Genomic DNA, 14,871 nt, shown 5'->3' on the forward strand with positions numbered 1-14,871 from the left:
GGTGGATCGCCTCCTTGACCTGCTGACCGTCGCCCACGAATCCGACCGCGTCGTCCTCCTGGTCAGCGACCACGGGCACGTCCACGAGCGCGGTTCCCGGCTGTCGGCCGACGACAGCGGCGGAGCCCGGTGGCGATCGTCGGCGCAGCCCCCCGGGGATGACGAGGTCGAGCTGACCGGCCCGCGCGTGTTGCTGGGCAACGGTCGGATCGTCGCCGCCTGGAACGAGCGGCTGCGTTACACCGACATCCGCAACGGCTACCACGGCGGCGCAAGCGCCCAGGAGGTCGTGATCCCGCTCGCGCTTCTTGGCCGTGCCGAACTCGGGCTGCCCGGTTGGACGCCCGTCCATCATGCCGCGCCTGCCTGGTGGGTGGAGGCCGCCTCCGCCCCGGCTGCGGCCCGCACACCGAAGCCGTCCCCCCGAAGGGGCAAGCCCGCCGCACGTGCAGTGCCGGCGGAGTCATCCGCCCCCGCGCTGTTCGACGCCTCCGCGCTGTTCGACGCCTCCGAGGTGGTCGCGGACACGTGGGTCGAGCGGGTGCTCGGCAGTGACGTGATGGTCGCGCGGCTGGCACGGATGCGCCGCGGGACCATGCCCGCGGACCGGCTCGTGGCACTGCTGCGGACGCTCGACCAACGCGGCTGTGCCGCCACCCGGGCGGCGGTGGCCCGCGCGCTCGACGTGCCCGAGGTGCGCGTCGGCAGCCACATCGCGGCTGCGCAGCGGGTACTCAACATCGACGGCTATGAGGTGCTGAGAATCGACGGAGATACCGTGCGGCTCAATGCGGCTCTGTTGAAGACCCAGGCCGGCCTGGCGTGATTTCGGACGCCGTCTCGTGACCATCTCCGAGCAGCGCCGCCAGGAGGTGGTTGACGCGCTTCGCCGGGGCACGGTGCCGCAACAGGGCCTCGACGTGCTGGCGGTCGGCCTGGACCGGTTCTCCTCGGCAGTCAGTGAGGATTTCGACCGGCTCGCACGCGGGCAGGCGACGTTCAGGGCGGTTCGCGGCGAGTACGGCGCGGGGAAGACATTCTTCACCCGGTGGCTCGCGGAACAGGGCAAGTGGCGCGGCTTCGCTACTGCCGAGATCCAGATCTCCGAGAACGAGACGCCGCTGCACCGGCTCGAAACCGTCTACCGGCGGCTCGCCGAACGGCTTTCGACGGCCGAGTTCGGGCCCAGCGCGTTGCGTCCGGTCGTCGACTCCTGGATCTTCGCGCTGGAAGAGGACGTCCTTGCCGGGGGTGAGGTCGGCGAGGACGAACTGGCGCGGGGAGCCGAGGATCTGTTGGAGCAGCGGCTGGCCGTTGTCGGGCGTGTCGCCCCGTCCTTCTCGGCTGCCCTGCGTGCCTACCGGCGGGCGGTGGCCGTGGGCGAGACAGCGGTCGCGGAGGGGCTGATCGCCTGGCTGGGCGGGCAGCCGCACGTGGCCGCGTCGGTGAAGCGTGCCGCCGGAGTACGCGGCGACCTCGACCATGACGGGGCGCTGGGCTTCCTGCAGGGGCTGCTCGCGGTCCTCACCGACAGCGGGCACACCGGACTCGTCGTCGTCCTCGACGAGGTGGAGACCCTGCAGCGGGTGCGCGGTGACGTGCGTGACAAGGCCCTCAACGCGCTGCGTCAGCTCATTGACGACGTGGACGCGGGACGGTTTCCCGGACTCATGCTTGTGATCACTGGAACTCCCGCGTTCTTCGACGGGCCGCAGGGGGCCCAGCGGCTCGCGCCCCTCGCGCAGCGGCTGCATGTCGACTTCCTGGCGGATCCGGCGTACGACAACCCGCGGGCGGTGCAACTACGGCTCCCCGGCTTCACCCGGGCATCGTTGGTGGATCTGGGCGGCAGGATCCGGGAGCTGTACAGTGCCGGCTGCGCCGAGCCGCAGCGAATCGCCGCGGCAGTGGACGAGGGCTACGTCGTCGCGCTTGCCGACACCGTGGCCGGTCAGTTCGGCGGGCGAGTCGGGGTCGCACCGCGCATCTTCGTCAAGAAGCTCGTCGATGTACTGGACCGGGTGGACCAGTTCCCGACCTTCGACCCGCGTCGCGACTACGTCGTACGGCTGGCCGCCGGCGAGCTCACCGACGCCGAACGGGCGGCCATGCCCACAGCACCGCAGCCGCCGCCGGCGACATCCGTTGACGACATCGACCTGCGGCTGTGAACAGCGCCTTCGCCGATCTGGATCCGGCTGTCCAGTATCACGTCGTGAACAGCCTGCGATGGCCTGCGTTGCGGTCGTTGCAGGAGGCGGCGATCCGGCCGGTGCTCGCAGGCCATGACGCGCTGCTTCTCGCGCCCACCGCGGGTGGCAAGACGGAGGCTGCGATGCTGCCACTGCTGTCCCGGATGGCCGGAGAGGGCTGGCGTGGGCTGTCCGTACTGTACGTCTGTCCGCTGCGGGCCCTGCTCAACAACCTCGAACCACGACTGTCCGCGATGTGCGGATGGCTCGGCCGGCGGGCCGCAGTGTGGCATGGCGACGTACCTGACTCGGTGAAGCGTCGGCTGGCCGCTGATCCACCCGAGGTGCTGCTGACCACGCCCGAGTCGATCGAGACGATGCTCCTCTCGGCACGGGTCGATCATCGGTGGCTTTTCGTCGACCTGCGCGTCGTCGTTGTCGACGAGGTACACGCGTTCGCTGGTGACGACCGTGGCTGGCACCTGCTCGGGGTGCTGGCGCGACTCACCCGGCTCACCGGTCGCCCCATACAGAGGGTGGGCCTGTCCGCGACCGTCGGAAACCCGGACGCGCTGCTCGACTGGCTCGCGAACGGATCAACCCGGCCACGCACAGTCGTCAAGCCTGCTGATGATACGAGCGCACCGTCGGGCCGGGCGATCGGTGCGGAGACGACCGCTGTGGAGGCGGTCGGCGCTGGGACAACCGCTCCCGAGGTCGGGCTCGACTACGTGGGCTCGGTCGGCAACGCCGCGTTGGTCATCGCCCGGTTGCACCAGGGCGAGAAGAGGCTGGTCTTCTGCGACTCCCGAAGCCAGGCCGAGGAGCTGACCGTCGCGCTGCGTGAGCTCGGCGTTCGGGTTCACGTGTCCCACTCGTCGCTGTCCAGGGACGAACGACGCCAGGCCGAGACCGCCTTCGCGACCTCGACCAACTGCGTCATCGTGGCCACGTCCACTCTCGAACTCGGGATCGACGTCGGTGACCTGGACCGGGTCATCCAGATCGGTGCCCCGGCAACGGTGGCCTCATTTCTCCAGCGTCTCGGGCGGACCGGCCGCCGCGCCGAAGTCCGGAGAAACACCCTGTTCCTGGCGACATCGCAGAACTCGCTCTGGCTCGCCGCGGCGCTCACGCTGCTGTGGCAACGCGGATACGTCGAACCTGTCATCCCGCCGGCGCTGCCGCGCCACATTGTCGCCCAGCAGATTCTCGGACTCATCCTCCAAGAAGGCCACCTCGTACGCCGCGACATCTGGGAATGGCTCGGCGCGCTCGCAGACATCCCGGGGGCGCAGGATGTGCTGGCGCATCTGGCCGCGTCCGAGTTCGTCATCGACTCCGGCGGGCTGGTATCCATCGGCCCCCGCGCGGAGGCGGAATTCGGGCGACGCTTCTTTCTCGATCTGACGTCGACGTTCACCAGCGAACCGATGCTGCAGGTCGTCTGGGGGCGCGGCACGCTCGGCTACCTTCCGCCCATCGCGCTCGCAGCCCGACCGGAGGACGGGCCGCGGGTCGTCCTGCTCGGGGGCCGGGCCTGGAAGGTCGATCACGTCGACTGGCGGAAAAAGCGGGTCTGGGTGGAGCCGAGCGAGCACCGCGGGCGCTCGCGTTGGAACAGCGACGGCCGTGCCATGCCCCACGCCTTGGCCCGCGCCCACCACGACGTGCTTGCCGGGCAGACAGCAGACATCACGATATCTCGCCGAGCTGCTGACGCACTCGACGAGCTACGGGAGAAATATTCATTCGTCAGCGACGAGCCGGGGGAGCGCACGTATCTCGTCCGGGACGCAGCCAAGGGACCGGTGTGGTGGACCTTCGCCGGGTTCGCGGCCAACTCCGCCCTGGCCGCCGGTCTCGGTGAACTGGTGGATCCGGACGCCGCGGTCGGGGATCTCCGCGTGCGGCTTCGGTCGCATGTCACGGCCGCGGATATCCGCAAGACGGTCGACCGGCGATCAGAGGAACTTGTCTTCGCCCGCCCGGCCATCGATGACGACGCGGTGGAAGGGCTCAAGTTCTCCGCGGCGGTGCCAGGTGAACTCGCCCAGGAGACCCTCGCCGAACGCCTCGCCGATCCGGCAGCTGTGCAGGCGTCCCTGCGGGCCACTATCCATGATGTTGCAGACGGTGGTCGCGATCCTGGTGCGGGCGGTGATCATTGAAGTGTCGGATGAACTCGTCGAGAACTGCGACGGCGTGACGCTCGTGGTAGATAGCACGGGTCGGTGGGTGGTGGGTGCCTGCCCGGGTGGAAGGTGCTGGTTGATGCGTCCTGGGGTGGCGCCCACCGGTAGAGCCTTCGGTCACGGAGCAGACCGTGATCCGTCTGGTGCGGCTGGCGAAGCCGTTCGTGTTCCTGCGCCGGTATCGGCATGTGCTGTTCGACGAGGCGTTCCAGGCCGAGCTCGCCGAGGTCTACCTCGACAGTCCCAAGGGGCAGCCACCGGTACCGCCAGCATCTGGCGTTGGCCCTGATCCTGCAGGCCTATACCGGCGCCTCGGACGATGAGGTGATCGAGGCGATGGTGATGGACCGCCGCCGCCACCGTCCAGATATGGATGAACAGCGAGGGCCACCGCCGCAACATCCTGGAATGCGGCACCACGCTGATCGGCGTCGGCTACGCCACCGGCGGCAGCTACCGCCACTACTGGACGCAGAACTTCGGCAAGCTCTACTGACGGCCGCTCCCGGACCGGTACCGGATCGGTTCCGGAACCGCCGCGCCGGCGTTCCTGCTGCCAGCGGGCTGGCGGTCCGGCAGCGACGACCAGGTCCTGCTCCTACCGGACGACGATCCGGACATCCGCGTCGACCTGGCGGCCCCCTGACGCCGGGCGGCCCGCAGGCGGTCGTGGGCTTACTCCCGCCGGCGGCGGAGCAGCCGGGTCGCGGACGACGCCCGGACGCCGGCCGCGTCGTACCGGAGGAGACCGGTGGGGCCGCCGGTCCCGTCCTGGACCGGGACGTCCTGCTGTTCCGCCGCCGCGCCAGCACCGCCGCCGCCTTGGCGCCGGTCACCAGGCGACCAGCCGGCCGCGGGCCGGGACCGTCCGCGGGCGGCGGCGGGACCGCCGTCGGGTGGATCACCATCTGGTCCAGCCGCTCCCACTCTTCGCCAAGAACGATTTTCCGTCGGATGAGAGGGGTGTTGTCGCACTGGTAAAGAATTCGTTATGAAAGCCGGAAATTGTAAGTATTCCCCCGCTTCGGGTTGCCGGGCATGCCTATCAGTGAGACGGTGAGACGGCATATCCAGATGGAGTCGAATCGTCCTTGTTGCGGTTCTGTGACTCGGGCGGCAGTATGTCGATACTGGATAGTTTTTTGAACGGGTGGGTAGGGGGTGAACGTGACAATGATAGAGTCCGACGAACCGAGCCCGGTTGCGGTCGTATTGTCCGGTGGGGGTGCGCGAGGTGCGTACGAGGTGGGGGTGCTTTCAGAGCTGCTGCCGACCCTGAAGGCGTGGGGACAGTCACCGAGTATCTTCCTTGGTACCAGTGCCGGCGCCCTCAACGCTGTGCTCTTCGCGGCCTATGCCGACGCGGCACCAGCAGACGCGGCCGCCGCTATAGCTGATATTTGGCGGAGGACGGGCAGAAGGCAGGTTTTCCGGCCGATCGTGCCAAGTCTTGCCCTTGCGGGTGTGCGCGACCTAGTAGGGCGTCTGACGGGTTCAGCGCCTCTCAGGAGCCTGCTGGATACGACACCTCTGCTCGCGACGCTCGAGAACCAGCAGGAGGTTTGGAGGGGCTTGCAGCGGAATCTCGGGAGCGGGACCGTAGAGGCGGTTGCCGTGGCAGCGACGCTGTACCCGGAGGGGCGTACAGTGGTCTTTGCCGACGGCCGCCGCGCAGCTGGTCTGCGGGACGATCCGGCTCGGAGTATCGACTATGTCCATGAAAACATAACGGCGGCGCATCTAAGAGCATCCGCTGCTATACCGGTGTTCTTTCCTCCGGTTTTCCTGTCACCCGCGATGCGGCGCGGTTGGTTTGTAGACGGCGGCGTCAGACTGAACGTGCCCATCAAGCCGGCTATTGCGCTGGGGGCCGATCGGGTGCTGGTGGTCGGCACGGAGCCGGTCCGCAACCCCGAGGTTCCAGTCGGTGGCCGTCCCGCTCAGAAGCCGGCGATTCAGGATTCCGCTGCTCTGATGTTGAAGGCTGTGCTCAACGACCCGATGGTCGAGGATCTCCTGAATCTACGCATGGTCAATGAGATCTTGGAGAATGCCGGGCGCCCGCCGGAGGGAATACGGGTCGGCGACAAGAGATACCGTACTGTCAGGTTCCGGTTCGTTGGACCCACCGTGCAGCGAAGCCTGGGCGTGGCCGCGGGAGACGTCCTGGCGAATCGCTTGGCCGGCCTGCGACCCCTGTTGGACCCGGAACTGGCACTTCTTCGTGCTCTCCTCGGCCCTCGACCGAGCAGCGACGATCTGCTCAGCTACCTGCTCTTCGAACCCGACTTCGTTGACGCGGCGATTCAGCTCGGCTCTGACGACGCGAAAAACCTTCTCAAGGCCGTTCTCTCTGCGCCGGCCCCGGCGGACATGTTCTGGATGACAACAAGCCTTCCGTAATGAAACAACTAACAACCAGAAAGGGTCGCGCAAAAGGGCGGTTCGAAGCTCCCCGAAAGTGCTGCGATCTGCGGCATCGACCTTGGGCAGGTAGAGTGTTCGACGTTGGTGGGACAGGTGATAGTTCAGGTCGCCGCGCAGGGCAGACGGAACGACACCGGAGCCGACGTAGCGGCGGGCCAGGAGCTTGACTTCGCCTCCACCTGCGTCAATGACGCTGGCCACATCTACCGTGACAATCGGGCCACCCAAAGTGATACACGTGTTGCCGAAGCCTATATACTGCCTACCAAAACGATTTCGTTTCATTTGGCGAGAATTGTGACATCGCCGCAGTGAGCAGTTTTCTTCCCGCATTCGGCGAGAAATCGAACATGGAGCGAGCGGTCGTCGGTAGCACGGTCTAGGCTCACCTGTGTCCGTTATTTGCTGTCCGCGACAGTTGAAGGAGGCTCTCCAGGGATTTGTCAAGAACGGTAAAGGTGCGGTCGCGTGTCTTTGTTGTCATATCCGCGCTAGGGAAGGCGGCCGTGTGACGTACGTAAGGCTGCGGTGACCCTGCTGGGAGCGAACCGAACACTGGACCGGCAGCGACGTGGCGTGGATCTGCTTCAACGGCAGCCAGGTCTGGAGGCCGGTCAGCACCCTCACTGACATCGAGACCAAGAACATTAACATTCTGACGGAGATTCGGAGAGAAGGAGCTTTGAGTTGTTGGTTGACCTCTTTGGCAGTCGACTGCTTGACGGGTTTGATGAGATATCTTTCTAAATAGGATAGAGGGGATTGAAATATGTCGCGTTTCGCACTGGCAACGCGGGAGCTCTCGGCTGGCGATTCCGGCCCGGACGTTACCAAGGTCCAGCGGTACCTGATGCGCTTCGGTCATCTCGCCGGACCCATTGACCAGGGCACGCTCGACCAGCCCACGCAGCGAGCGCTCCGCTCGTTCCAGTCCTTCGCCAGGGTGGAGGAGACCGGTGTCGTGGACCCGCCGACCGCCGCGGCACTCGAGAAGCCGCGTTGCGGAGTGCCCGACGTACCACCACCACCAGCAGTGTCCGGAGCACCTCCGTCGTTCGTCCTGCGTGGCTGCAACTACGAGGCCGATTTCCGTACCCTGACTTATGCATTCGTGCGCGCGACGCCGGACCTGCCGGGAACTCAGGAGAAGAACCCGGTCCGGTCCGCGTTCGCCACCTGGCAAAAAGAGATTCCCCTGGACTTCCAGGAGGTGGGCCTGCAGAACCGCCCGAACTTCACCGTGGGGTGGTTCGAGGGAGACCACGGCGACGGTGACCCGTTTGACGGAGTTGGAAACACGCTCGCGCACGCCTTCTATCCACCGCCGTGCGGAGGACCGCATGCCGGCAAGCTGCACTTCGACAATGCTGAACAGTGGACCTTGAGCGCGGGTTCTGGAGTGTTTGATACAGAAACCGTGGCTCTGCACGAGATCGGCCACCTTCTCGGGCTTGATCACTCTAATGAGCCCGGCGCTGTGATGAATCCATTTTATCCGGGGGAGCGGCGAAGCCTGACGCCGGATGACCTGGGCGGAACTCGATCGCTCTATGGCCGGCGCGGTTTGCCGCTCGACGTTCTCGTGCACGTTCAGGATATAGGCGACCTGGCGACCCGTGAGAACGAATTCGCCGGCACTCGCGGCGAGTCACGACGGGTGGAAGGTTTTCAGGTCGACTTTGCCTCGGCGGTCGACGGGCTCGGCATGCGCTACATGGCTCACGTCCAGGGCGTTGGTGACATGCCGTTCGTGTCCGTCGGGCAGTTTTCTGGTACACGCGGCCAGTCCCGACAGATGGAGGGATTCGCGATCGAACTTACCGGTCCGGATGCCGCAAACTTCGACGTCTTCTACATGGCGCACCTGCAGGGCAGCGGTGACACCGGGTTCTTCCAGAACGGCCAGTTCTGCGGCACGCGCGGGCAGTCCCGCAGACTGGAAGGAATTCTCGTCCGGATCGAAGGGCACTGAGCCTGGAGCTATCTATGAGTCTTGGGCGGCGGTGCGGGAGACGAGGTGCATGGCTCAGCACACCCACACTATGCGGTAGGGCCATGGCTGGATCAGGGGGAGAGCGCGATGACCACGGAACAGGCTCCGATGGGGCGGCGGAGCACCGCCAGGGACGGATGGTCCAACCGGTTGGAAACCTACGTCACCACCCACTTCGGCCCCGTATGGAATCTGGTCCAGAAGAGCAGACGGTTGCGGCGGGTGATCAATCGGGTCCTCGTTAACCGGGCAATTCTGAAGATGCCAACCCGGCCGAACCCGCTCAGTACGATGGCCCCCTACACATCATGGGCCTCGCTTACGGACCGCACGTTCGATAGTCGACACCTTCCACCGGCTCCGGAGGCAACGAGGGACGTTCCCGCGGTCGAACGAGTCGCCAAGCTGCTCGCGCGCAACGGCCCGGAAACGGTATGTTCGAAGTCCACGGTGTTGTTCGCCTATTTTGCTCAGTGGTTCACTGATGGATTTCTGCGCAGCGACCGCTCCGTCCCCAAGGATCCACGGAAGAACGCGTCGAACCATGAGATCGACCTCTGCCAGCTCTATGGGCTGACATCGGCTGTGACCCAGCTGATCCGCTCGGGTAAGGACGGTTTGCTCAAAAGCCAGCTCATCAACGGTGAGGAGTTTCCGCCCTATCTGTGCGAGAACGGTGTGATCAAACCGGAGTTCCAGGGGCTCGACGTCGTGGAGTTCAACGAGCTTACGGTCGAGCAAAAAAACAGGCTCTTCGCGATGGGCAGTGACCGGGTGAACACCCAGGTTGGCTTCGGATTGCTCAACGTCCTGTTCTTCCGGGAACACAACAGAATTGCCCGACTGCTGGTCGCAGAATACCCCCGATGGGATGATGAAAGAATCTTCTGCACCGCCCGGAACATACTGAACGTGCTGCTCATCAAGATAGTCGTCGGGGAATATATCAACCATATAGCGCCGTACCACTTCAAGTTTTTTGCCGATCCTACGGCATTCCCGAACGGGCCCTGGTACCGACCGAACTGGATGGCGATTGAATTCAACCTGCTTTACCGCTGGCACAGTCTAATTCCGTCCACATTCAACATCGGCGAACGGAAAATACCGGTTGGCGAGACCATGTTCAACAACGAGATCCTGACTAGTCGGGGCCTCGGCCCGATGTTCGAGGACGCCTCCAACCAGCCAGCCGGACGGATCGGACTCTTCAACACCGATGGGACCCTCTACGACATCGAGGTCCAAAGCATACTACAGGCCCGCGAGGTGCAGGTCGCATCCTACAACGACTACCGAGCCAACTGTCGCTTTCCCCGGGTGACCGACTTCAATCAGATATCAGCTGATGCGAGGGTGCAGCAGGCCCTGCGTGACCTGTACGGAACGGTCGACCGCATCGAGTACTACGTAGGCATCTTCGCCGAAGATCTGCGTCCCAACTCAGCGCTACCACCGCTGATGGGGAGGATGGTCGGCGTCGACGCGTTCTCGCAGGCCCTCACCAACCCGCTGCTCGCCTCCCGGGTGTTTAATGAACAGACCTTCTCGCCACTGGGGATGGCGATGATCGAGGCCCCGACACGCCTCTCCGATCTGGTCCAGCGCAACCTCCCACCCGGCGCGCCACAGTACTTTGTCAGCCTCACGCGCCGGGATTGGCGGCGCTCTCCCGGCTAACTACCAGTAATCTTGTCCGGTTAGCCTCGGCTATTCGTGCGCCCAGCAGACAGGAGGTGACGCCGTGTGAGCGGCTGGTCTGCCTGTCATAAGCTTGTCGTCGCCTGCCGGTGGGAGTCCGGTCCGGGTAGCTGTCAGGAGGCCCGGTAGCAGGCTGGCGGCTCGGTCTGGAAACGGGCCGGGTCGAAGCCCAGCGTCAAAAGCCCCTGTGGGGGAAGCAACTGAGCGGTCCGTAGCGTGAAGCGAAGCCTGCCGCGTCGTTAGAGGCCCGCTTTCGGGTGGGGACAGGGAGTGCCGAGCCGCGGAAATCACGGTGAAGGCCACGGAAGCGGTGTCGATCCTGGAGGTTCAGCCGCGAAGGACTCCCCGGCGTATGGGGCTCGGAACGTTCAGAAGGTGGCGGCGGGAACTGGGGAGGCCCTCCCCGGCCGATCGTCCCAGCCCCAGCACACCGCAGGTCAGGCACAGGGCCCGGCATGGCGGTCCGGCCGCCGGGCGGGTCGGCCGGGCGCTGCGCCGGCTGGTGGGCTCCATGCTGGGGTACGAGGTCGACTCGGCGGCGCTGATCGCCCGACGCAAGCCGTGGCACGGTGATCCGCTCGCCAGGCGGGTCGGTCGGGCGCTACGCGAGTTGGTGGGCTCCTCGGTGGCACACGAGGTCGACCAGGCGACGCTGGTCGCCCAACGTGTCCAGCAGCCGATCACGACCGGCCGGCGGATCGTGGTCACCAGTATCCGAGGCGGCGCGGGCAAGACTACAGTGTCCGCACTGCTTGGCACCGCGTTCGCGCACTACCGGCACGATCGGGCGCTCATCGTGGAGGCTGATCCGGGGTTGGGCACCCTGCCCGTCCGGGTCGGTGCGCCCGCGGCCCGCTTTCCCCTTGGCGACCTGGCCAGGATTGTTGCCCCTTCGATGCCGTTCGAGCAGATCGCCGAGCACCTGGTCGCGTTACCCGACGGCTGCTGGCTGGTGCCCGTCGGCCAGACCCAGGTCGATCCGGTGGTCTACCAGTCCGTGGCGATGACCCTGAACCGGTACTTCGCGATCACTGTGGTGGACTGCGACACGATGCCGAGCGAGCTGGCCCGCACCGTGCTTGCCGGGGCGCATGCCACGGCTCTGGTGGCGCCGGCCACAGCGGAGGGCGTGGTGACGACACGCAAGATGCTGACCTGGTTCCACCCGGAAGCGCTGGCCAGGACCGTGATCGTCCTGACGGCCACCGCACCCCATGTGGCCGTCAACCTCGACGAGGCGGCCGCGCGCCTGCGGGTCGGGGGCGCGAGCGTGCTGACCATCCCCTACGACCGGCACCTGGCGGCAGGCGGAAAGATCCAGGCGTCGCTGCTCGCGGAAACCACCCGGGAGCGTACGACCCGGCTGGCCGCCGAGCTGCTCGACCGGGCCGTTCGCAGGTGACGACACGTCCAACGGTGCACCCGTCCCGTCCCGAGTCGAGTCGAATGCTCCGTGGGGCCGGGGTGGCGTGTCAGGATTGCCCGTTTCGGGGTGTGCCGGGAGCTCCACCACCGGTCTCCACGCGCAGCGGCGGCCCGATCGCGAGGCGCGCGCCCGGTGTCCGACCAGCACCCCAACCAATCTTGTCGCGGTAGCTGCCGAGCAGACCGGTCGCGACCAGATGGGTCTCGTCACGGAGTCGGGATCCCGGCGGGAGCGGGTATGACGTGGGCGCCACGAACAGTGCGTCAACCGGACAGTACGCCTCGCACATGAAGCAGGTCTGGCAGTCGTCCTGCCGGGCGATGACGGGAACGCCGTCATCGCCCCGGTCGAACACATTGGTGGGGCAGGTCCGGATGCAGCGGTCACACGTGATGCACCGGTCCCGCGACACGAATTCGATCATGATGCGACCGCCGCGGTCAGCGCGGATTCGGGAGCCACCCAGACCTCGTCAAGGCCTGCGGTGACGAGCCGGTAGTGCTGGGAGTCGTCCAGGTTCGGGAAGTCCTCCCGCTTGTGCATGCCCCGGGATTCGGTTCGGGCCAGGGCCGCGGCGTACATCCAGCGGGCGTGCGCGACCATTGCGGCCGCCTGCCGGGCACGCATCACCCCGTCGGCATGACCGTGCAGGGACTGCCGCAGCCTGGACCAGGTGTCGTCAAGCGCAGCCAGAGCCGGGGCGAGCCGGACGCCGTTGCGCAGGTAGTTCTTCTCGTACGGGTGGACCTCCGCCTGGACGGCGCGAACCACCTCCCGATGCTCGTCGGCCGGGCCGGGAGTACCGGTGGGCCGCAGCCCGGCCCCACCCGCCGGCACGACCGGGCGGCGCTGGGCCGATGGCGACAGCGAACCGGCGTACCGGGCGGCGGCGCGCCCCGCCCACGTCCCGGACGACAGTGCCCATGCCGAATTGTGGCTGCCGCCGCCGGTGAAGCCGCCGCAGATCAGTTCGCGGGTGGCGGCATCTCCCGCCGCGTACAGGCCGGGCACTGTCGTGGAGCAGCCGTCACCGACGATCCGGATGCCACCTGTGCCGCGGACCGTGCCCTCCAACAGCAGCGTCACGGGGAACCTCTGGGTGAACGGGTCGATTCCCATCCGGTCGAAGGGCAGGAAGAAGTTGGGCTGGGCCAGCCGCATCGCCGCTGCCACCTCGGCGTCGGCGTGGTCGAGCTGGCAGAACACCCGCTCCGTCAGCAGCGCACGGGCGATCACCGAACGGCCGCGCTGGCTGCCGGCCCCCTCCAGAACGCTGCCGTCCTCGTGAAAGAACGTGCCATAGGTGTAATAGGCGGTTTTGGTGACCGACGTGAACTCGGGTGCGATGGCGTACGCGTTGGAAAACTCCATGCCCGACATCTCGGCACCGGCCTCGGCGGCGAACAGCGCCCCGTCACCGGTGTTCACGTCGCAGCCGAGAGCCCCGCTCAGGAACGCGCAGCCACCGGTTGCCAGGACCACCGCACCGGCCCGGACCCGGAACGCCTCGTCGCGCTGGCGTCGGTATCCGGCGGCACCGGCGACCGTGCCGACGCCGTCAACGAGAAGCTCGCTGACCGGGCTGTGGTCGAGAATGCGTACACCGGCCCGCTGGACCCGGATCCGCATCCGGCGCATGTACTCCGGGCCCTGCAGCCCCCGGCGTATCTGCTGGCCGTTGTCGTCGACCGGGAACGGGTAACGGCCGACGTCCGCCAACTCGTTCATGCCCTCGAATGTCCGGTCGAGGACCCGGGCCATCCACCGCCGGTCGGCGAGATGGCCACCGAGTCCTTCCCTGCTGGCCATGGCCTGCTCGCGCTGTGCCGGGTAAGGGGGTACATACCAGACCCCCGTGCCGCTGGCGGCGGTCGCGCCGCTGGTGCCGCAGTAGCCCTTGTCCGCGAGGACGACGTCGGCACCGGCGCGGGCGGCCGTGAGCGCAGCCCAGGTGGCCGCGGGGCCACCACCGACGACGAGGACGTCGGTGGTCAGGTCGACGGCCTCGGGCGCGGGCATGGCGGGACGGGAGCCGTTGGTGGTGTTCGCGGTCACGCGGACCTCCTCGTGCTGGTGAACCGGCTCAGGATGGCGAGGTGAGTTGCCAGGACGAGACGTCGACCGTGTTCTTCGCGAGCTTCTCGGCGGAGAGGAACCGCGCGGTCGAGGTGAGCAGGGCAAGACCCTCGGTGGTGAAGGGCTGGGTCGAGTAGGAGTCGAGCGGGTCGATCTCGCGCGCTTCGGCCGCGGACAGGCCCAGCACCCCGGCGTCGAAGGCGTAGTAGGCGTCCGGGTGGGCGGTGATGTCGATGACCGCGGCCGCCCTGGCCTTGTTCCACACCGCGGGCAGGTCGGGATGGGCCGCGATCAGCTTCTCGGTGGCTATCGTTACCGAAGTGCCGTACAGGTCGTGGTGGCTGACGGACGCCTTGTCGATGACGGGAATGCCTTCGGCCGCCAGACGCGGGCCGATCTGCGCCGGCGCCGCATACGCGGCGATGTCGCCACGGACCAGGGCGGCCTGCGCGTTCGGCGTGTAGAGGTTCGAGACGGTGACCTTGTCCCGGATCCCCGCCTGGTTCAGCACGTCGAGCAGATAGCGGTACATGTAGCTGCCGACCTGGGTCGCCACGGTCTTGCCGGCAAGGTCCTTGATGCTCGTCGGGCCGCCGCTCTTCTGGGCGAACAGCCAGGTGTCCAGGTTGATGCGGGTCTGGTTCACCAGCCGGGCGTCCAACCCGGCCGCCCTGGCGACGAGGGCGGGTGTATCACCGAGAATGCCGACGTCGACGGAACCACCCAGCATGGCCGCGGCCAGCTTGGGGCCGTTGTCGAAGGACACCCACTCGATGTTCGTCACCCCGGCGGGCGTCAGCGCGGTGACCAGTGAACCGTTGTTCTTCGCCCAGCCCTCGGGACCGCCGAGGTTCGATCCGG

The 14,871-nt window shown here is 66.7% G+C and carries 11 protein-coding genes and 1 pseudogene; 9 read left to right on the plus strand and 3 right to left on the minus strand.

The features are described from left to right. From pglZ to DD1DGNOD_RS12170, 9 genes and pseudogenes are all read left to right on the plus strand, one after another. The coding region (pglZ, locus tag DD1DGNOD_RS12125) for a BREX-2 system phosphatase PglZ (protein WP_131770150.1) at positions 1–826 on the plus strand (826 nt) is incomplete at its 5' end. A gap of 16 nt (positions 827–842) precedes the next feature. Continuing rightward, positions 843–2,171, plus strand: a complete 1,329-nt coding sequence (brxD, locus tag DD1DGNOD_RS12130; protein ID WP_131770151.1) for a BREX system ATP-binding protein BrxD — start codon at positions 843–845, stop codon at positions 2,169–2,171. After that, a complete protein-coding gene (locus DD1DGNOD_RS12135) occupies positions 2,168–4,363 on the plus strand; it encodes a DEAD/DEAH box helicase (RefSeq protein WP_131770152.1) in 2,196 nt (731 codons plus the stop codon). Before brxD ends, DD1DGNOD_RS12135 begins: the two co-directional genes overlap by 4 nt. A gap of 110 nt (positions 4,364–4,473) precedes the next feature. Next, positions 4,474–4,741, plus strand: a pseudogene (locus DD1DGNOD_RS12140) (IS5/IS1182 family transposase); the annotation flags it as partial. 19 nt (positions 4,742–4,760) lie between these two features. Continuing rightward, positions 4,761–4,883, plus strand: a complete 123-nt coding sequence (locus DD1DGNOD_RS12145; RefSeq protein ID WP_131766674.1) for a CAP domain-containing protein — start codon at positions 4,761–4,763, stop codon at positions 4,881–4,883. A 665-nt stretch (positions 4,884–5,548) separates the two neighbouring features. Further along, positions 5,549–6,790: a patatin-like phospholipase family protein gene (locus tag DD1DGNOD_RS12155; RefSeq protein WP_165034955.1), complete on the plus strand. Its 1,242-nt coding sequence runs from the start codon at positions 5,549–5,551 to the stop codon at positions 6,788–6,790. A 793-nt stretch (positions 6,791–7,583) separates the two neighbouring features. Continuing rightward, on the plus strand, positions 7,584–8,786 hold the full coding sequence (locus tag DD1DGNOD_RS12160; protein ID WP_131766677.1) for a matrixin family metalloprotease: 1,203 nt from the start codon (positions 7,584–7,586) through the stop codon (positions 8,784–8,786). 108 nt (positions 8,787–8,894) lie between these two features. Continuing rightward, positions 8,895–10,487 carry a peroxidase family protein gene (locus tag DD1DGNOD_RS12165; RefSeq protein ID WP_206443119.1) on the plus strand — a complete coding sequence of 531 codons (1,593 nt, stop codon included), beginning with the start codon at positions 8,895–8,897 and terminating at the stop codon, positions 10,485–10,487. A gap of 373 nt (positions 10,488–10,860) precedes the next feature. Further along, a complete protein-coding gene (locus tag DD1DGNOD_RS12170) occupies positions 10,861–11,910 on the plus strand; it encodes a hypothetical protein (protein WP_206443120.1) in 1,050 nt (349 codons plus the stop codon). 70 nt (positions 11,911–11,980) lie between these two features. On the opposite strand, the gene DD1DGNOD_RS12175 is transcribed toward DD1DGNOD_RS12170, so the two are convergent. From DD1DGNOD_RS12175 to DD1DGNOD_RS12185, 3 genes are all read right to left on the minus strand, one after another. Then, complete coding sequence (locus DD1DGNOD_RS12175; RefSeq protein WP_131770154.1) at positions 11,981–12,358, minus strand: 4Fe-4S dicluster domain-containing protein; 378 nt, start codon at positions 12,356–12,358, stop codon at positions 11,981–11,983. Further along, positions 12,355–13,953 carry an FAD-dependent oxidoreductase gene (locus tag DD1DGNOD_RS12180; RefSeq protein WP_131770160.1) on the minus strand — a complete coding sequence of 533 codons (1,599 nt, stop codon included), beginning with the start codon at positions 13,951–13,953 and terminating at the stop codon, positions 12,355–12,357. The genes DD1DGNOD_RS12175 and DD1DGNOD_RS12180 overlap by 4 nt, the downstream gene beginning before the upstream one ends. A 64-nt stretch (positions 13,954–14,017) precedes the next feature. Beyond that, positions 14,018–14,871 (minus strand): ABC transporter substrate-binding protein (locus DD1DGNOD_RS12185; protein ID WP_165036633.1); only part of this gene is annotated, 854 nt, incomplete at its 5' end.

It is taken from the genome of Candidatus Protofrankia californiensis (assembly GCF_900634765.1).
GTDB lineage: Bacteria > Actinomycetota > Actinomycetes > Frankiales > Frankiaceae > Protofrankia > Protofrankia californiensis.

What these genes read in the sequence shown, in the direction of transcription:
- DD1DGNOD_RS12175 (WP_131770154.1), bottom strand. Translation starts at nt 12,358, where the DNA reads ATGATCGAATTCGTGTCGCGGGACCGGTGCATCACGTGTGACCGCTGC.
- DD1DGNOD_RS12160 (WP_131766677.1), top strand. Translation starts at nt 7,584, where the DNA reads ATGTCGCGTTTCGCACTGGCAACGCGGGAGCTCTCGGCTGGCGATTCC.
- DD1DGNOD_RS12165 (WP_206443119.1), top strand. Translation starts at nt 8,895, where the DNA reads ATGACCACGGAACAGGCTCCGATGGGGCGGCGGAGCACCGCCAGGGAC.
- DD1DGNOD_RS12145 (WP_131766674.1), top strand. Translation starts at nt 4,761, where the DNA reads ATGAACAGCGAGGGCCACCGCCGCAACATCCTGGAATGCGGCACCACG.
- DD1DGNOD_RS12170 (WP_206443120.1), top strand. Translation starts at nt 10,861, where the DNA reads ATGGGGCTCGGAACGTTCAGAAGGTGGCGGCGGGAACTGGGGAGGCCC.
- DD1DGNOD_RS12180 (WP_131770160.1), bottom strand. Translation starts at nt 13,953, where the DNA reads ATGCCCGCGCCCGAGGCCGTCGACCTGACCACCGACGTCCTCGTCGTC.